Raw genomic sequence first — 17,022 nt, forward strand, 5'->3', positions numbered from 1 at the left:
AGACAACGCATGGATATCAAACGCACCGTCCTATGGGTCATCTTTTTTATGTCAGCTGTCATGCTGTTCGACAACTGGCAACGCGACCACGGACGCCCGTCGATGTTCTTCCCGAGCACGACGCCGACCCAGACCGCCGGCACTGCCGCGCCGGGCACCACGACGCCGGGCACCCAGCCGGCCGACCTGCCGGCCACTAACGCGGCCGCGCCCGGCAACGCGCCGGCGGCCGAGCAATCGCATCTCGTGAAGTTCGGCACAGACGTCTACACCGGCGAAATCGACACCCGCGGCGGCACATTGTCGCGCCTGTCGCTCATCAAGCAGGGCGACGGCAAGCAGCCGGATCTCGTGATCACGCTGTTCGACAAGACCAACAGCCACACGTATCTCGCACGCACCGGCCTGCTCGGCGGTGACTTCCCGAATCACAACGACGTCTTCACGCTGATGCCGAATCAGCCGACCCAGCTGGCTGAAGGTCAGAACTCGTTCCAGATGAGTTTCGAGTCGCCGGAAAAGGGCGGCCTCCGGGTCATCAAGACGTACACCTTCACGCGCGGCAGCTACGTGATCGGCGTCGAGACGAAGGTCCAGAACGTCGGCACCTCGCCGGTGACGCCGCAGGTCTATATGGAACTCGTGCGCGACGACCAGCCGGTCGAAACACCGCGCTTCTCGCACACGTTCATCGGACCGGCCGTCTACACGGACGAGCATCACTTCCAGAAGATGACGTTCAGCGATCTCGACAAGAACAAGCAGAACTTCGTGGCGTCGGCCAACGACGGCTGGGTCGCGATGGTCCAGCACTACTTCGCGTCGGCCTGGATTCCGCAGGAAGGCGTGAAGCGTGACTTCTACGCCGAGAAGATCGATCCGTCGCTGTATCGCGTCGGTATGAAGCAGGCAATGCCGACCATCCAGCCGGGCCAGACCGTCAGCGTGTCCGCGCGTCTGTTCGCCGGTCCGGAAGAAGAGCAGATGCTCGCGGGCATTGCGCCGGGCCTCGATCTGGTGAAGGACTATGGCTGGGTCACGATCATCGCGAAGCCGCTGTTCTGGCTGCTGTCGAAGATCCACAGCTACGTCGGCAACTGGGGCTGGTCGATCGTGCTGCTCACGCTGCTGATCAAGGCGGTGTTCTTCCCGCTGTCGGCCGCGAGCTACAAGTCGATGGCGCGCATGAAGGCGATCACGCCGCGCATGCAGGCACTGCGCGAGCGCTTCAAGGGCGATCCGCAGAAGATGAACGCGGCGTTGATGGAGCTGTACAAGACCGAGAAGGTCAATCCGTTCGGCGGCTGTCTACCGGTCGTGATCCAGATTCCGGTGTTCATCTCGCTGTACTGGGTGCTGCTGTCGTCGGTGGAAATGCGCGGCGCGCCGTGGATTTGGTGGATTCAGGATCTGTCGCAGCAGGACCCGTATTTCATCCTGCCGGTGCTGATGGCCGTATCGATGTTCCTGCAGACCAAGCTGAACCCGACGCCGCCAGACCCGGTTCAGGCCAAGATGATGATGTTCATGCCGATCGCGTTCTCGGTGATGTTCTTCTTCTTTCCCGCGGGTCTCGTGCTGTACTACGTCGTGAACAACGTGCTGTCGATCGCGCAGCAGTACTACATCACGCGGATGATGGGCACTTCGAAGGCGAAGCCGGCCTGATATTGCGTCGCAAAGCTGAAAACGAAAAGCCGCCCGGCGCGAACCGGGCGGCTTTTTTTATGGTGCGGTCGAAGCAAATGCGACGGTTTCGACGTTCACTCTTCGTCGGAATCTTCGCCGTAAAAGCGCACGATCATTTCCTCGACCAGATTCCGATCCTTTGGGGTCAACGATGCAATCTTCGACGCGAGCTCGATCGTTTCGGGTGTCGGCGGATATTTTTCGCCACGGGCCATCGGCCGTGCGCTGGCGCCGGGCGGCGGTCCGTAATGGAGCCAGTGCTCCTTGACGTTCAACCATTCGGCGAGCGTGCGCAACTTGTCCGGCTTCGGAATCGTCGTACCCGTCAGCCATTTGTGCGCGGTCTGTGGTGTTACGGGACGCTCGCCGTGATAGCGAAGATTGAACTGCTCGGCGAGTTTGGTCCCGCCGCGGATTTTCAGCGGCTCGAGCAGATCCTTCAGCCTCTTGGCGAAGGCGGCTTTTTCTTTGTCGGTCGGCATGGGCCAGATTGTGCAATTCAGCGTTCAACCAGTTGACAACCGACCAAGCTTTGTTTTCTCTTATTTGAGATAGTTTTAGCTTGCAGCGTGCGCCCGATAAAGCGTTGCGCGAATTCGATTTTTTTCATCTCTTTATTGCCTGGCTTGGCTTTGCCTGAACAGCAGGTGCTGCCGAGTCTCAATTATTCTTAAGTAGCGCGATAATAATCCTAGCTTACTTGGGATAAATCTGAGGTGTTCAAGCGATAGCGAAAACAGACGCGTCATCCGCTTCGTGTCCTTCCCGCGAGCCCTTTCGTCCGAAGCGCGCGCGTTACAATGCCTCGCGCCGACTCGACCAACGCGGCCCTGCCCTTCCCCTCCGTTTCGCAGACTTCACATGCTCACGACCGACTCCGATCCCATCGTTGCCATTGCTACCGCGCCCGGCCGGGGAGGCATCGGTGTCGTGCGGATTTCGTTCGGCCGTGCCGGCGCGGCGGCGGCCCAGCCTTTGATGCAGGCCCTCGCCGGCCAGACGCTCGCGGCGCGTCACGCGAGCTACGTGCCGTTTCTCGACGCGAGCGGCAATCCGCTCGACCGCGGCATCGCGCTGTACTTTCCGGCGCCGCATTCGTATACCGGCGAGCACGTGCTCGAACTGCAGGGCCATGGCGGCCCAGTCGTGCTGCAGTTGGTCCTGCAGCGCTGCATCGACGCCGGCCGCGCGTTCGGTCTGCGGCTCGCCGAGCCCGGCGAATTCACGCGTCGCGCGTTTCTGAACGACAAGCTCGACCTCGCGCAGGCCGAAGCCGTCGCCGATCTGATCGAGGCGAGCACCGAGGCCGCCGCGCGTTCGGCCGGCCGCTCGCTCGACGGCGCGTTCTCGCGCGACATCCACGCGCTGGTCGAAGAAGTGATCACGCTGCGGATGCTGGTCGAAGCCACACTGGACTTCCCGGAAGAGGAAATCGACTTCCTCGAAGCCGCCGACGCGCGCGGCAAGCTCGCGCGCATTCGCGAGCGTCTCGCGCATGTGCTGAGCGAGGCACGCCAGGGAGCGCTGCTGCGCCAGGGTTTGTCGGTCGTGCTGGCGGGGCAGCCGAACGTCGGCAAGTCGTCACTGCTGAATGCGCTCGCTGGCGCCGAACTCGCGATCGTCACACCGATCGCCGGCACGACTCGCGACAAGGTCGCGCAGACAATCCAGATCGAAGGCATCCCGCTCCACGTGATCGACACGGCGGGACTGCGCGACACCGAGGACGAGGTCGAGAAGATCGGCATCGAGCGCACATGGGGCGAGATCGAACGCGCGGACGTGGTGCTGCATCTGCTCGACGCGCGCGCCGGCATGACGACCGACGACGAAACGATCGCCGGACGTTTTCCGCGCGGCGTGCCGGTCGTGCGTGTGCTGAACAAGACCGACCTGACCGGACTCGCGCCCGCCACGCGGGCGCTCGACGCCGATCTCGAACTCAGCGAGGTGCGGCTGTCGGCGAAGAAGGGTGACGGCGTCTCGTTGTTGCGCGACGAACTGCTGCGGATTGCCGGCTGGCAGGCGGGCGCGGAGAGCGTCTATCTCGCGCGCGAGCGTCACCTGATTGCATTGCGCGCGGCCGGCGAGCATCTGGCGACCGCCGCCGCGCATGCGGAGCAGAACGCGCAGGCACTCGATCTGTTCGCCGAGGAATTGCGGCTCGCGCAGGATCAGTTGAATTCGATCACGGGTGAGTTCAGCTCGGACGATCTGCTCGGAGTGATTTTCAGCCGATTCTGTATCGGCAAGTAACGCCGAACTCGTGAGTCGGCAAGATTGCGCGGCGACATAACGTTCTGCGGTCGAATAGCCGCTGCTGCCACGCAATCGAAAATCGCATTCTGTCAACCAAAAACCCCTCAGATTTTTGGTACACAACCGTGGTAAAAGTCTAAAATCCCCGCTGTCCGAACCTAAACGACGTACAGCGTCCCGAAAGCATGCCTCGCCTCGCCACCCCGCTCACCGAATCAGAGATCCGCGCGCTCGAACCGCGCGCGACCCGCTACTGTGTCGCCGACGGCAACGGCCTCGTGATCGAAGTCATGACGACCGGCACCAAGGTCTGGCGCTTCCGCTATACGTTGAATGGCAAGCGTCAGCCGCTCGCGACGATCGGCGATTACCGGATGATTTCGCTGCGCGTCGCGCGCGCGAAGGCCCAGAGGTACGCGGCACTCGTCGCGCAGGGCATCTCGCCGGTCGCGACCGCGCGGCGCGATCGAGGTGCCGAAAGCAAGGCCGACGTGCTGCGCGAAGCGGCCGAGCTTTATGTCGCGACGGCGCTGGCCGGCAAGTCGGACGAATATCGCCGCACCACCCGGCGCGCGCTCGACAAGGACGTGCTGCCCGCGATCGGCAACAAGCCGATCGGCGCGGTCACCGCTGACGACATCGTCGCGATCTGCGAGCGCATCAAAAGCCGTGGCGCGCCGAAAATGGCGCTGCACACGCGCAACGTCGTGAAGCGCCTGTACGCATACCTGATCGCACGTCAGCTTGCGACCAGCAACCCCGCGGAAGTCGTGCCGGCGCGCTCGATCGCGACCTTCGACAGCCGCACCCGCGTGTTGTCCGGCGCCGAGATCGGCGTCATGCTGCGCACCATCGATACGTCGAATATCCGCCGCCCGCTGAAGCTAGCGCTGCACCTGCTGGTGCTGACGATGGCGCGCAAATCGGACCTCATCGAATCCAGATGGGCCGAGTTCGATCTCGACAACGCGCTATGGACAATCCCCGCGGCCCGCCTGAACGCGCGCGAGGACCGCATCGTACGTCTGCCGCGTCAGGCGGTTGCGCTGCTGCGCGAGCTGCAGCGCGCGCGCACCAGCGAGACGTACGTGTTCCCGAGCGTCAGGGGCGACGATCGGCCAATCGCGAAAAGTACGCTGAACCAGGCGGTCAAGGCATTGGGGCTCGACGTGGAGCATTTCGTGCTGCATGACTTTCGTCGCACCGCGTCGACGCATCTGCGCGACATGGAGCAGCAATCAGCCGCGGCACGCGACATCACGAATCGTGAACCAACCGATGAAGCAGCGCGGGACCGTCGCATGCTTCAGAGTTGGGCGGACTTTGTCGATAGCCAGATGGAAGTCGCACGGCAGAGCGTGAACGGGACGGCTTGACGGCATCGTCATGGGTTTTGGCGAGATGTGACGCTTGCCGCCATGCCGGAATCGGGATGGTACACAGGCCGATGCGACCTCGTCGCAAACCTAATCGAACAAAGGAAAGTCATTAAAAAATAAGGTTTCTAAACCGCGCGAAAATGCGCCTTTTTCCGCTATTCACGACCGGTTCACATCATCGTTCTTTCCCCGCTTCCTTCGCCTACACTGAGAGATGGATGCAAGCAGATACGGAGGTTTCGATGCCTGAATCAATGCTCGCCTATCTGATGGGGCCTGCGGTCATGCTGGTGGTCGGCTTTGCCATCTGGATGATGTCGCGTCACCGCGACCCGTCCAAACCGCCCAAGCTCGAGCGCTGGCTCGACACGCATTACGCGGAGTGGCTGCATCACAAGCATTAAGGCGTGCCTCAATGAAAAAAGGCCGTCGCATCGAGCGACGGCCTTTTTGTCTGCGCGCTGCCAGTCTGGATCATGCGCGCATCGGAGCCATGCCACGTTCACCACTGCGGCTCGGGTTGCGGCTGTGCATAGCCGTACTGTCCGGGCGGCGGTGCGCCGCACGCGACATAGGCGCGCTGATACTGGTCATAGCAATATCCGGGCGGCGGTGCCACGTCGGCGGGCGCGGGCTGATACGCGGGCTCGGCATAAACCGGCTGCGGATACGCGACCAATGGTGCCGGCGTCAACGCCGAGCTGACCACCGCGCCCAGCACCGCGCCGCCGATCAGCGCACCCACCACGTCGCCGCCGTGTCCGTGCGCCGACGCCTGGCCCGCCACCGTCAAACTACCCGCCATTACCAACGCCACTGCGATCTTTTTCATATTGAGCTCCCGCCGTTCAGGCATGGACGAATTGTCGCTGGCGCTGGCGGAAATAGATGCTGCAGTTGGTAACCGGACATTAACTCTGTAACAGGTGCATAACGCCGGATGCGTCAGCCCACGCAGAGCATTGCGTGGCTCCAGCCGGGCTGGTCTTGTCGCGGGCGCCGACTATTATCTGACCAAGGGCAATGGTCAAAGAGCGCCCCGCCTCTCCGCAACGTGCCTTCCCTGACCGTCATTCGGGCTGAACCACATGGACACCTCTAAACCGCCCCAGAACGTCGCAACGCTGCATCCCGCAGACGAAGCACAGGCGCATGCGCATGCGCTCGTCGCGGAGGATCCACCGCGTCTCGCCATCGACGACTCGTTCGCGCGCATCCTCGCCGGCGCGCCAGCGGGCGAGTGCCCGATCAAAGTGCTGCTGGTCGATGACCAGCCGGTCATCGCCGACGCGGTGCGTTCGGCGCTCGCGGACGAGCCGGGCGTCGACTTTCACTACTGCGCGTCCTGGGAAGACGCGGTGCGCTGCGCCGAGGAAACGCGCGCGACGGTGATTCTGCAAGATCTCGCGATGCCGGGCGCCGACGGTCTGACGCTGGTGCGGCAATATCGGCTGAACCCGGCCACGCGCGACATCCCGATCATCGCGCTGTCGACCAAAGAAGAGCCCCTCGTCAAAAGCGCGGCGTTCGCGGCCGGCTCGATCGATTACCTCGTCAAGCTGCCGGATCGCATCGAGCTCATCGCGCGCATCCGCTATCACTCGCGCTCGTATCTGAACCTGCAGCAGCGCGACGAGGCATACCGCGCGCTGCGGCAGTCACAGCAGCAACTGCTGGCGACGAATCTTGAGTTGCAGCGGCGCACGCATTCGGACGGTCTGACCGGCCTGTCGAACCGCCGCTACCTGGACCAGCATCTGGCCGACGAATGGCGCCGCGGCACGCGCGACAAGACCGGCCTCGGCCTCCTGATGATCGACGTCGATCACCTCAAGGCCTACAACGACACCTACGGGCACGTCGCCGGCGACGAAGTGCTGAAGAGCGTCGCGCATACGATCGAAGCGTGCCTCGGCCATTCACCGGATCTCGCCGCGCGCTTCGGCGGCGAGGAGTTCGCGGTGGTCGTGCCGGGCACGTCGGCGGGCGGCTTGCGCCTGCTCGCGGAGAAAATCCGCATCGCGGTCGAAGACCTCGCGATCACGCATGCGGGCTCGGCAGAGGGTGTCGTCACGATCAGCATCGGCGCGGCGATGGTGCTGCCGTCGGCGGCCGAACCGGTCACGTCGCTGATCGAGGCCGCCAGCGTCGGCCTGTATCGCGCGAAACACGACGGCAAGAATCAGGTCGCGGTGAGCGGCTGAGTCTTGCGCTGCCCTACCCCCTTTGTTTCACGCCGCCACGGCGCGCGTATAGCGCTCGGCCGGCGCGCTGCGCGACAGATTCGGCTGCAGATGCAGACGCGCGCTGTTCAGACGCTCCCAGTCGGCGGCATCGGGCAACGACGGGATCGTCACCAACTCACCCTGGTCGAGACCGGCAAGCGCCGCGTCGACCATGTCCTCGGCGCTCATCACGATCTGCGCAGGCAGGTTTTCGACCGCGAGACCCGCGCGATCCCAGAACGCGGTACTCGTCGCGCCCGGCAGCACCGCCTGCAGCCGCACGCCCTTGCCACCCACCTCGTGATGCAGCGACTGCGTGAGGTTCAGCACGTACGCCTTGGTGCCGCTATAGGTGCCGTTCAGCAATTCCGGCGACAGCGCGACGATCGACGAGATATTGATCACCGTGCCCGCGCCACGCGCGATGAAACCCGGCAACACCGCCGCCGTCAGGCGCGTGAGCGAGGTCACGTTCAGATCGATCATCTTCTCGAGTTCATCGATATCGGAGTCGAGCAGCGTCGCGGTCGCGCCGACGCCCGCGTTGTTGACCAGCATCGTGATGCCGCGCTCGGCGCGCAACTGGTTCTCGATGCGGCGCACGTCGGCCTTGTTGGACAGATCGGCGCTGACGGTGCTCACGCGCCGGCCGGTCTCCTTAGTCAGCCGCTCGGCGAGGCTGCTGAGGCGCGCGCCGTCGCGCGCGATCAGCAGCAGATCGTAGCCGCGTCGCGCGAGCCGGTCCGCGTAGACCGCGCCGATCCCCGACGATGCGCCAGTGACCACCGCCGTGCCCTTACCTCCGTTCGAATCGCCTTGTACGCCCTTCTCTGCCTGCGTTGCCATTGAAGCTCTCCTTGTGGGCTGCGCACGATGCGACCGCCCTGACTGGTGAATGGGAACATCCGTGAACTCGCCGTCTCGCGGGTTTCGCGCTGGTCCGGCGGTGTTGACGAGCTGAGTCTAGGCGCGTACTGTCTTGTCTCAAACGTCATATTTCCCTCATTTCAGGACATCGCAGATGAAACGCATCGGTGTAGTGGTGTTTCCGGGCTTCCAGATCCTCGACATGGTCGCGGTATCGATTTTCGAACTCGCCAATCAGGACACCGACGAACCCGCGTACGACGTCACGGTGATCTCCGAGCACGGTGGCATGGTGCGCAGTTCGGCGGGCGTCGAGGTCGCGACGCGGCCGTTCGGCGATCCCGCCTATGACACGGTGATCGTCACCGGCGCGATGGAAATCGCGCCGTCGTCGCCGGGACTGCTCGCGTTTCTGAACGAGGCCCTCGCCGCCTCACGCCGCACCGCGAGCATTTGCACCGGCGCGTTCGTCCTCGCCGAAGCGGGCATCCTGGACGGCCGCCACGCGACCACTCATTGGGCGCATGCGCGCGATCTGCAGCGGCGCTTTCCGCGCGCGCGGGTCGACGAGGACCGCATCTTCATCGTCGACGGCTCGGTGTGGACGTCGGCCGGCATGACCGCGTGCATCGATCTGTGCCTCGCGCTGGTCGAGAACGACCTCGGCGTCGCGGCGTCGCGCGCGATCGCGAAAAAGCTCGTCGTCTATCACCGCCGCACCGGCGGGCAGTCGCAATACTCGGCGATGCTCGATCTCGAACCGAAGTCCGATCGGATCCAGAACGCGCTGTCGTATGCGAAGAGTCATCTGCGCGAGCCGCTGAGCGTCGAGCAGCTCGCCGACGTCGCGCATCTGAGCCCGCGTCAGTTCAGCCGCGCGTTTCGCGACGAGACTCGCCAGTCGCCGGCCCGCGCGATCGAGGCGCTGCGCGTCGAAGCGGCCCGCACGATGCTCGAAACCGGCCGTCATTCGATCGAAACGGTCGCAGCCGACACTGGCTTCATCGACCCCGAGCGGATGCGGCGCGCGTTTTTGCGCGCGTTCGGCCAGCCGCCTCAAGCGATCCGGCGCGCCGCACGCGTGGCGTAAGCATTCGGGTAGAAAATAGGAAGCCCGCGATGCGAAGCTGCGCGAAACAGCGGCGTCCCGCTCGACCCATGAATCGAAACCAGACCAAACGAAAGGAAACGCGATGAGCTACAACGACAGCAACCCGTTCGCCAAAATCTTGCGCGGCGAACTACCGTGCATCAAGGTGGCCGAAAACGACCAGGCGCTGGCTTTCATGGACTTGATGCCGCAAGCCGACGGTCATCTGCTCGTCGTGCCGAAGGAAGCGGTTGCGGAGATTTTCGATCTGTCGGATGTGGCGCTCGTCGCGTCCGCGCGCATGGCGCAAAAGCTCGCGATCGCGGTGCGCGCGGCGCTGCGTCCGGACGGTGTGTTCATCGGCCAGTTCAACGGCGCGGCGGCGGGACAGACGGTGCCGCACGTCCATTTCCATGTGATTCCGCGCTGGGAAGGCCAGCCGCTGAAGCTGCATGCGCGCGAGGTCGCCGACGCCGACACGCTTGAAGCGCTCGCCAAACGGATTCGCGCACACTGGCGCGTCCATTGAAGCGCGACGTGTGCGCCTGCCGACAAATTGCCGCGCCAGGCATAACGGTCACGTGCGGTAACAACTGTAAAAGCCGTTGAAACCACCGCTTGGCGCGTCGCGATTAGACTGCTATTGCCTTGTGTTCAAGGCATTGAGTGTGGATCTCTTTTTTCAGCCTGCCCTTGTGGCAGGCTTTTTTCTTCAGGGGTCCGCTCGCAGTCTCAGAGCCGATCGCGAGAACGGCGTAGCGGATGCCGCCAGTCGATGCGCCGGGGACGCGGTGACAACGGCCGACCGTCGTGGAGGTCGCGATGTTCTTGCCACAGTTCGTCGGAAAAAAGAAACATCACGATGAGCAGCGGAACGACCAGAAAAATCCCGAGTATTACGTGCTCGTTCACGATAGCCTCCAGGTGCGGGAGATTTGTTCCAATTGTAGAGCAGCGCCTGTACCCGCAAGCCGTTGCAGGCCCTTCACGAAAGCTGCGAGGGACGGCTGGCACTATTTGTTTTCTGCATCTGCCGCGTTATGCACGTAGCGGCTTTCGCCCGCCGAATGACTTTGTGTGCGATGCACAAACTGGTTGATTAAATTGTACTAAATTACTTAATTGGCGCTACGCGTTTACTCGAATGCGGGCGCGAAGCTTTACCAGCTAAAGCGATGAGCGAGTTGGACTTTTAGTAATTCTTTTCATTGCTGTTCGATCAGGCGTCTGCTCAGGCTTTAATCAGCCCTGACAGCGGGTGCGACAATTAGCCACTGTTGCGACCGCACACAAGATGTGCTTGTCGTTCTTGTTGGTTCTCCTAAAGTGCAAGCTGTGGGTCCATCGTTAAAGTTAAATACATAGCTAACCGAGTATTTTTTCGGCCCGCCCCGGAGGAATGAATGAAAACTCGAATTGCCGTTGTTTTCGCCATCGCGGGTTTGGCTGCCGCTAGCGTTCAGGCGCAAGACGTCGTGATCAAGCCGCAGCAAACGATCCAGTTCAAGGCCAATGCGTATGGCTGCGTATCGAAGGACAAGCTCGATGCCGTCGATCACCATGCGCAAGCCGGTGAACAGCAGCAGATGCAGGAATTCTTCTCCGGATATCAATGCGTATCGACACCGACCGACTCGAGTTTCCGGGTGGTGCGCGTGGTCGGCCACGACGTCGAGTTCGTAAATGCGGCCAATAGCGACACCGAGGGGCTCTGGGCGAACGACCGATTTATCAAGCAATAAGTACAACACCGGTATTCCGGCAAAAGCCGGAACACGGTCGCATGCGTCTCCACTGCGGCTTTAAAGTCGCAGCCGTGAACGCGTGAGCTAAAAAAGGACGGCTTAGGCATTCAGATGCCAAGCCGTTTTTTTTATTACTTCTCATACAGGCCAGGCTTCACGCGCAATAAAAAAGCCGATGCGGGTTTTATCGACCCGCATCGGCAGTACGCCTTCTCGCAAAGCGCAGGAAACCGGCCAGGTGCAGCGGCGCGTCAGTGCACGCGCTTGCTGCGGCGGAACTGGTCGAACAGCACCGCGAGCAGCAGGATGCCGCCGCGGATCAGGTACTGATAGAACGTCGGCACGTTAAGCAGGCTCATCGCGTCCTGTACCGAACCCATGATCAGCACGCCGACCAGCACGCCGGAGATCGTCGCGACACCGCCCGTCAGCGACACGCCGCCGAGCACGCAAGCGGAAATCACGCCGAGTTCGAGCCCGACCGACGTCTTCGGATCGCCGAGACTCATGCGCGACGCGAGCATCACGCCCGCGAAGCCGGTCACGAGCCCTTGCAGCACGAATACGGTGATCTTGATCCGCGTGACGGGCAGCCCCGCGAGCACGGCCGCTTCGCTATTGCCGCCGACGGCCAGCACGTTCTTGCCGAACACGGTTTTTTTCAGCAGGAAGCCGAACAGCACGAAGCCGATGATGTTGCTCCAGATCGGATAAGAAATGCCGAGGAACGAGCCACCGCCGAGATCGAAGAAGCGCTCCTCGGAGATCATCACCGCGTCGCCGTTCGACGTGATGTAGGCGAGGCCGCGCACGACCTCCATCATCGCGAGCGTGACGATCAGCGAGTTGATCTTGTAGCGCGCGACCAGCGTGCCGTTGACGAGCCCGACCGCGCCGCCCGCGAGCACGCCGGCCGCGACGCCGACGAACACGCTATGCGTGGCGGTGATCAGCACGGAAGCCACCACGCCGGAAAACGCGACGATAGACGCGACCGACAGGTCCACCTCGCCGAGCGCGAGCACGAACATCATCGTGACGGAGATCGAGCCGATCAGCGTGACCGACAGCAGCAAGCCCTGGATATTGCGCGAGCTCAGAAAGCCCGGGACCGTGAACGACAGCACCGCGAACAGGATGATGAACACCATCACGATGCCGGATTTGTTGATCAGGTCCCAGGTGCGCGCGGCACGCGCGGTCAAGCCGGCGGAGGCGACGGCGGGGGTCGAGGAATCGGTGGAAGGTATGCTCATGATGTCTGTTCCATTCAATGCCGTTTTCGTTGCGGTATTCGATAAGAGGTCTGGTGGCGAGAGCCGTTGGCCGATCAGCGCGGCAACGCCAGCTTGATCAGCGCATCCGGCGTGGCTTGCGCCTTCGGCAGATCGCCGACGATGCGGCCTTCCTTCATTACGATCACGCGATCGGTCACGCCGATCACTTCGGCGAGATCGCTCGATACGACGATGACCGTGCGGCCCGCCTCGGCGAGCCCATACAACAGCCCATAAATCTCGCTGCGAGCCCCGACGTCGATGCCGCGCGTCGGCTCGTCCATCAGGAACACGTCGATCTCTTCGGCGAGCCAGCGCGACAGGATCACCTTCTGCTGATTGCCGCCGGACAGCGTGCCGATCGGCGTGTCGCCGTTGCGGGTCTTGATCGCGAGCTTGCCGATGAACTCACGCGTGGTCTGCGCTTCCTTGCGGCCGTTGAGCACGTTGAAGCGACTGAAGTGGCGGCGGCAGCTGATGTTCAGGTTGTCCGACACCGACGCAATCGAAACGATGCCTTCCTGCTTGCGATCCTCGGGACATAGCGCGACACCGGCGCGCACCGCGTCGCGCGGCGTGGCGAACTGCACGCGCTTGCCCTTCAGCGCGACCCCGCCGGCGCTCGGCTTGACCGCGCCGTAGATCAGCTTCATCAGCTCGGAGCGGCCCGCGCCGACGAGCCCGAAAAAGCCGACGATCTCGCCCTTGCGCGCCGAAAACGACGCCGGTTCGCGCAGGCCCGGCCCCATCAGACCGTCGACCTGAAGCTGCACGTCGCCGTGCTCGCGCGCGCGATAGCCGTACACATCGGTGATCGAGCGGCCCACCATGCAGCTGATCAGCCGATCCCGATCGAGTCCCGCGCCTGCCTCGAAGGTGTCGATGCGGCGGCCGTCACGAAACACGGTGACGCGATCGCACAGTTCGTAGACTTCATCCATCCGGTGCGTGACGTAAATGATCGCGCGGCCTTCGGCCTTCAGCGCGCGGATGATGCGGAACAGTTGCGTGGTTTCGCGCGACGACAGCGAGCTGGTTGGTTCGTCGAACGCGATCACCCGCGCGTCGCGCATCAGCGCCTTGCCAATTTCGATCATCTGCCGCTGACCGATCGACAGATGCTTGACCTGCTGCGACGGATCGAGCTTTTCGCCGAGCCGTTCGAGCTCGCGCATCGCGCGCGCGACCAAGGCCTTTTCGTCCAGAACCCCGAAGCGATTCGGGAGCGCGCCGAGCATCAGGTTCTCGGCGACGGTCAGCTCCGGCACCAGATGCAGTTCCTGATAGATGATTGCGATGCCCGCGGCGATTGCCGCCTTGGTCGTCGCGAACTGCTGCTCGACGCCATCGAGCGACAGCGTGCCCGACACGGGGTGATTGACGCCGGACAGCACCTTCAGCAGCGTCGACTTGCCGGCGCCGTTTTCGCCCATCAGGCCGTGCACCTCGCCGCGGCGCACTTCGAGCGACACCTGGTCGAGCGCGAGCACGCCCGGGAAGCGCACGGTGATCCCCTCGAGCTGGAGATAGGGAGCGTCGGATGCGGGCGTCGGTGCAGGCGAGGGCGCAAGCGCCGCGTCGCCGGCATGAGACCCGGTGAATAAGGACGTCATCGGAAAAACCTCGAACGGATGTAACCAGAGCGGGCCACGCTCACGCTAATCGCAACGCGCGATGCGGCCCGCCGTCTGCTGCGAGAACTTCGCTTAAATACCCAGTTCCTTGCGCACGTCCTGCCAGTTGCTACGGACCATCAGCTTGCCGGTGGTCTGCGTATCGGCGGGCGGCTGCTTGCCGTCCTTGATCCATTCGACGAGGTTTTCGGTGCTCTCCTTGCCGTGGTTCGTCGAGCTGACCGCGATCGTGCCGTAGAAGCCCGTCGGTTCCTTCTTCTGGAACTCGGCGAACGCCTCGCCCGCGCCGTTGATGCCGACGCCGATCACGTCCGTGCCCGGAATGTGCAGCTGTTCTGTCGCGCGTACGCCGCCGAGCACGCTTTCCTCGTTGAGCGCGAAGATCACCCACTTCTTGATGTTCGGATGCTGCGCGAGCACCGGCGACACCGCGTTGAAGCCGCCTTCGTCGTCGGTGGTTTTCTGCGGAGCGTCGAAGATGTTTTCCTTCTTGAAGCCGCCGGCGAGCAGCGACTGCGTCGCGCCGTCGGTGCGCAGCTTCGCGGTCGGCAGTTCGTAGTCGGTGATGCGCAGCGCGCCGACTTCCTCGGGCTTCCAGCCGCGGCGCTTCATTTCCTCGGAGATCGCCGTGCCGACCTGATTGCCGATCTTGAACGCGGACATGCCGAGGTGCGGCACGTTGGCAAGCGGCTTGCCGGTCGAATCGACCAGCTGGTCGTCGACCGTCACGAACTTCATGTTGTAGCGCTTCGCGCGTGCCTGGATCGCCGGTCCGAGACGCACGTCGGGTGCGCAGATCACGAAGCCCTTCGCGCCTTGTGCGCCGAGGTTGTCGATCGCGGCCAGCACTTTTTCGCCGTCGGGCGTACCGATGTTGACGACCGAGAATCCGTCCTTCTGGCCGAGCGCGGTCGCGGCTTTCTGTTCGTTGATGAACCACGCCTGTTCCGGCATCTTCACGAGGAAGCCGACTTTGAGCGGCTCGTCCGCATGCGCGGACAGTTGCGCGGCAAACGGCGCGGCGAGGGCGGCGGCGGCGATCGCGGTCAGAGTCAAACGGCGAAGCTTGCTGGTCATCTACTGTCTCCTGAGGTTGAAAAGCTGCATTGATGTCGTGGTAGTTGCAGCGGGGTAACGCGGGCGGCGTCAGCCGACGCGCGGATCGGGGTGGATCTCGGCTCGGCAAGCCGGGCGATTCGTGGAGCGGGGCGCACGGCCAGTGGCGCGGCGAAAACCGTGGTGCGGCTCATCGGTTCTAGCCCGCCACGTACGCCGTTTTCACGGCGGTCCAGAACGCGGCATCGCTCGCGCCATAGGCCGACGCCTTGCGCCCGCCGCCGGGTCCGTGATGTTCGACGGCCGTGGTCGGCAGGTTGATCGTGACGAGACCGCTCTGCACGTGGCGGCGGAAATGCCGCGCGCGTTCGAGCGAGCGCGTGCAAATGCCGGCGCACAATCCGTAGGTGGTGTCGTTCGCGAGATGCAGCGCGTGTTCGTAATCGTCCGCACGCAGCACGACCGCGAGCGGCCCGAAAATCTCTTCGCGCGCGATGCGATGCTCCGGTTCGCCGACAAACAGCGCCGGCTCGAAAAAATAGCCGCGCGTCGCGCGCTGCAGCTGCCGACCGCCGCGCAGCAACTGCGCGCCTTCCTGTTCGCCGATGCGCACGTATTCGAGATTGCGTTCGAGCTGCGCGGCGTTCGCCGCCGGGCCGATGTCGGTGCCGTGCTTCAGCGCGTGATCGACGGTGAGTTTCGCGAGCTTCGCCTGCAACGCGTCGACGAACTGCGCGAACACCGCGCGCTCGACGATCAGCCGCGCGGCCGCGGTGCTGCGCTGGCCCGTCGCGCTGAAGGCGCCGGTCAGCGCGGCATCGACCGCGCCGTCGAGATTGGCGTCGGCCAGCACGACGAACGGATTCTTGCCGCCCATCTCGAGCTGCACGCGTGCCTGGCGCGTCGCGGCGGCCTGTAGCACACGTGTGCCGGTATCGGACGAACCGGTGAAGCTGATCGCGGCGACGAGCGGATGCGCGACGATTCGCGCACCGACTTTGCGGCCGCTGCCCATCACGAGGTTGAACACGCCGGCCGGCAAGCCCGCGCGACTGACGATCGACGCGAGCGCCGCCGCGCAGGCCGGCACCGATTCGGCCGGCTTGTACACGACGCAGTTGCCATGCGCGAGCGCGGCACCGATCTTCGCCGCGGCGATCGCGAGCGGCGCGCTCCACGGCGCGATGACGCCGACCACCCCGAGCGGCTCGCGCGTCACGTCGATTTCGACGCCGGCACGCGCGGACGCGAGCGGTTCGGCGAACGCGCGCAGCGCCTCGGCGGCGAACAGCTTGAACAGTTGCCCCGCGCGCGTCGCTTCGGCGAGCGCCTCGGGCAGCACCTTGCCGACTTCACGCGCGAGCAGACGCGCCAGTTCCTCGCGGCGCGCGAGCATTTCGCTGCCGATCGCGTCGAGCGCGTCGGCGCGGCGCTGCGCGGAGGCGAGCGACCAGTCGCGAAACGCCGCGTGCGCCGCCTCGATTGCGCTGTCGGTCTGCCGCACGTCGGCCCGCACGTATTCGCCGACCGGTTCGTCGAGATCCGACGGATTGAGCGACACGCCCGCGGTCGCACCCGTCTCCCATCCGCCATTGATGTAATGGCGAAACGGGCTGTTAACGAGGGGGACGAGCGGATCGCGGTTCATCGGCGGAAAAGGCGCACCGGAAGTTCACAAAAGTCCACGAATGGTATGAGTCGTCCCAATAACTTTCCAATCCCTTTTTAGGCTTCTCCGATATCAGTTTCGATATGGCATCATGGGAACTTCAAAGCAGAACGTACAAACATCGCCCGTAAA

Annotated in this window: 16 protein-coding genes; 8 read left to right on the forward strand and 8 right to left on the reverse strand. The window is 63.6% G+C overall.

Annotated elements, in window-relative coordinates:
- The first annotated feature begins 9 nt into the window (after positions 1 to 9).
- Positions 10 to 1,668 carry a membrane protein insertase YidC gene (gene yidC / locus G5S42_RS28965; protein WP_176109866.1) on the forward strand — a complete coding sequence of 553 codons (1,659 nt, stop codon included), beginning with the start codon at positions 10 to 12 and terminating at the stop codon, positions 1,666 to 1,668.
- A 95-nt stretch (positions 1,669 to 1,763) separates the two neighbouring features.
- Here the strand turns inward: yidC and G5S42_RS28970 are convergent, their stop codons facing one another.
- On the reverse strand, positions 1,764 to 2,171 hold the full coding sequence (locus tag G5S42_RS28970; RefSeq protein WP_176109867.1) for an XRE family transcriptional regulator: 408 nt from the start codon (positions 2,169 to 2,171) through the stop codon (positions 1,764 to 1,766).
- Positions 2,172 to 2,550: 379 nt separating this feature from the next.
- Between G5S42_RS28970 and mnmE the strand changes: the two genes are divergently transcribed.
- The 3 genes from mnmE to G5S42_RS28985 all read left to right on the forward strand — a co-directional run bounded on the left by mnmE (position 2,551) and on the right by G5S42_RS28985 (position 5,731).
- Positions 2,551 to 3,945: a tRNA uridine-5-carboxymethylaminomethyl(34) synthesis GTPase MnmE gene (gene mnmE, locus G5S42_RS28975; protein WP_176109868.1), complete on the forward strand. Its 1,395-nt coding sequence runs from the start codon at positions 2,551 to 2,553 to the stop codon at positions 3,943 to 3,945.
- Between the two features lie 188 nt (positions 3,946 to 4,133).
- Entirely contained in the window at positions 4,134 to 5,324 is a 1,191-nt protein-coding gene (locus G5S42_RS28980) for a tyrosine-type recombinase/integrase (protein ID WP_176109869.1), read from the forward strand.
- 245 nt (positions 5,325 to 5,569) lie between these two features.
- Positions 5,570 to 5,731, forward strand: coding sequence for a hypothetical protein (locus G5S42_RS28985; RefSeq protein ID WP_176109870.1), 162 nt, complete (start codon positions 5,570 to 5,572; stop codon positions 5,729 to 5,731).
- A 98-nt stretch (positions 5,732 to 5,829) separates the two neighbouring features.
- Here G5S42_RS28985 and G5S42_RS28990 read toward each other — a convergent pair whose 3' ends face one another.
- Entirely contained in the window at positions 5,830 to 6,159 is a 330-nt protein-coding gene (locus G5S42_RS28990) for an ecotin precursor (protein WP_176109871.1), read from the reverse strand.
- 256 nt (positions 6,160 to 6,415) lie between these two features.
- On the opposite strand from G5S42_RS28990, the gene G5S42_RS28995 reads away from it, so the two are divergent.
- Complete coding sequence (locus G5S42_RS28995) at positions 6,416 to 7,531, forward strand: diguanylate cyclase (protein WP_176109872.1); 1,116 nt, start codon at positions 6,416 to 6,418, stop codon at positions 7,529 to 7,531.
- 27 nt (positions 7,532 to 7,558) lie between these two features.
- Here G5S42_RS28995 and G5S42_RS29000 read toward each other — a convergent pair whose 3' ends face one another.
- Positions 7,559 to 8,398, reverse strand: coding sequence for an SDR family NAD(P)-dependent oxidoreductase (locus G5S42_RS29000; protein WP_176109873.1), 840 nt, complete (start codon positions 8,396 to 8,398; stop codon positions 7,559 to 7,561).
- 175 nt (positions 8,399 to 8,573) lie between these two features.
- Between G5S42_RS29000 and G5S42_RS29005 the strand changes: the two genes are divergently transcribed.
- Positions 8,574 to 9,509 (forward strand): GlxA family transcriptional regulator, encoded by a 936-nt coding sequence (locus G5S42_RS29005; protein ID WP_176109874.1) that lies wholly within the window; start codon positions 8,574 to 8,576, stop codon positions 9,507 to 9,509.
- A gap of 103 nt (positions 9,510 to 9,612) precedes the next feature.
- Positions 9,613 to 10,038, forward strand: coding sequence for an HIT family protein (locus G5S42_RS29010; protein ID WP_176109875.1), 426 nt, complete (start codon positions 9,613 to 9,615; stop codon positions 10,036 to 10,038).
- A gap of 203 nt (positions 10,039 to 10,241) precedes the next feature.
- Here the strand turns inward: G5S42_RS29010 and G5S42_RS29015 are convergent, their stop codons facing one another.
- Positions 10,242 to 10,421 (reverse strand): hypothetical protein, encoded by a 180-nt coding sequence (locus tag G5S42_RS29015; RefSeq protein WP_176109876.1) that lies wholly within the window; start codon positions 10,419 to 10,421, stop codon positions 10,242 to 10,244.
- A gap of 491 nt (positions 10,422 to 10,912) precedes the next feature.
- On the opposite strand from G5S42_RS29015, the gene sap1 reads away from it, so the two are divergent.
- A complete protein-coding gene (gene sap1, locus G5S42_RS29020) occupies positions 10,913 to 11,251 on the forward strand; it encodes a surface attachment protein Sap1 (protein WP_013091020.1) in 339 nt (112 codons plus the stop codon).
- 254 nt (positions 11,252 to 11,505) lie between these two features.
- Here sap1 and araH read toward each other — a convergent pair whose 3' ends face one another.
- The 4 genes from araH to G5S42_RS29040 form a co-directional block, all read right to left on the reverse strand.
- Positions 11,506 to 12,510, reverse strand: a complete 1,005-nt coding sequence (araH, locus tag G5S42_RS29025) for an L-arabinose ABC transporter permease AraH (RefSeq protein ID WP_018436979.1) — start codon at positions 12,508 to 12,510, stop codon at positions 11,506 to 11,508.
- A gap of 74 nt (positions 12,511 to 12,584) precedes the next feature.
- Positions 12,585 to 14,144 carry an L-arabinose ABC transporter ATP-binding protein AraG gene (gene araG / locus G5S42_RS29030; RefSeq protein ID WP_176109877.1) on the reverse strand — a complete coding sequence of 520 codons (1,560 nt, stop codon included), beginning with the start codon at positions 14,142 to 14,144 and terminating at the stop codon, positions 12,585 to 12,587.
- 93 nt (positions 14,145 to 14,237) lie between these two features.
- The gene (locus G5S42_RS29035) at positions 14,238 to 15,242 is read right to left on the reverse strand and encodes an arabinose ABC transporter substrate-binding protein (protein WP_176109878.1); all 1,005 of its coding nucleotides are present in this window, start codon (positions 15,240 to 15,242) and stop codon (positions 14,238 to 14,240) included.
- Positions 15,243 to 15,420: 178 nt separating this feature from the next.
- Positions 15,421 to 16,869 (reverse strand): aldehyde dehydrogenase family protein, encoded by a 1,449-nt coding sequence (locus tag G5S42_RS29040; protein ID WP_176109879.1) that lies wholly within the window; start codon positions 16,867 to 16,869, stop codon positions 15,421 to 15,423.
- Positions 16,870 to 17,022: the final 153 nt, after the last annotated feature.

The sequence above is a fragment of the Paraburkholderia youngii genome (assembly GCF_013366925.1).
GTDB classification, from domain to species: Bacteria; Pseudomonadota; Gammaproteobacteria; order Burkholderiales; family Burkholderiaceae; genus Paraburkholderia; species Paraburkholderia youngii.

What these genes read in the sequence shown, in the direction of transcription:
- G5S42_RS28995 (WP_176109872.1), top strand. Translation starts at nt 6,416, where the DNA reads ATGGACACCTCTAAACCGCCCCAGAACGTCGCAACGCTGCATCCCGCA.
- araG (WP_176109877.1), bottom strand. Translation starts at nt 14,144, where the DNA reads ATGACGTCCTTATTCACCGGGTCTCATGCCGGCGACGCGGCGCTTGCG.
- G5S42_RS29040 (WP_176109879.1), bottom strand. Translation starts at nt 16,869, where the DNA reads ATGAACCGCGATCCGCTCGTCCCCCTCGTTAACAGCCCGTTTCGCCAT.
- G5S42_RS29035 (WP_176109878.1), bottom strand. Translation starts at nt 15,242, where the DNA reads ATGACCAGCAAGCTTCGCCGTTTGACTCTGACCGCGATCGCCGCCGCC.
- sap1 (WP_013091020.1), top strand. Translation starts at nt 10,913, where the DNA reads ATGAAAACTCGAATTGCCGTTGTTTTCGCCATCGCGGGTTTGGCTGCC.
- araH (WP_018436979.1), bottom strand. Translation starts at nt 12,510, where the DNA reads ATGAGCATACCTTCCACCGATTCCTCGACCCCCGCCGTCGCCTCCGCC.
- G5S42_RS29010 (WP_176109875.1), top strand. Translation starts at nt 9,613, where the DNA reads ATGAGCTACAACGACAGCAACCCGTTCGCCAAAATCTTGCGCGGCGAA.
- G5S42_RS28990 (WP_176109871.1), bottom strand. Translation starts at nt 6,159, where the DNA reads ATGAAAAAGATCGCAGTGGCGTTGGTAATGGCGGGTAGTTTGACGGTG.
- yidC (WP_176109866.1), top strand. Translation starts at nt 10, where the DNA reads ATGGATATCAAACGCACCGTCCTATGGGTCATCTTTTTTATGTCAGCT.
- G5S42_RS28970 (WP_176109867.1), bottom strand. Translation starts at nt 2,171, where the DNA reads ATGCCGACCGACAAAGAAAAAGCCGCCTTCGCCAAGAGGCTGAAGGAT.
- mnmE (WP_176109868.1), top strand. Translation starts at nt 2,551, where the DNA reads ATGCTCACGACCGACTCCGATCCCATCGTTGCCATTGCTACCGCGCCC.
- G5S42_RS28980 (WP_176109869.1), top strand. Translation starts at nt 4,134, where the DNA reads ATGCCTCGCCTCGCCACCCCGCTCACCGAATCAGAGATCCGCGCGCTC.
- G5S42_RS28985 (WP_176109870.1), top strand. Translation starts at nt 5,570, where the DNA reads ATGCCTGAATCAATGCTCGCCTATCTGATGGGGCCTGCGGTCATGCTG.
- G5S42_RS29005 (WP_176109874.1), top strand. Translation starts at nt 8,574, where the DNA reads ATGAAACGCATCGGTGTAGTGGTGTTTCCGGGCTTCCAGATCCTCGAC.
- G5S42_RS29000 (WP_176109873.1), bottom strand. Translation starts at nt 8,398, where the DNA reads ATGGCAACGCAGGCAGAGAAGGGCGTACAAGGCGATTCGAACGGAGGT.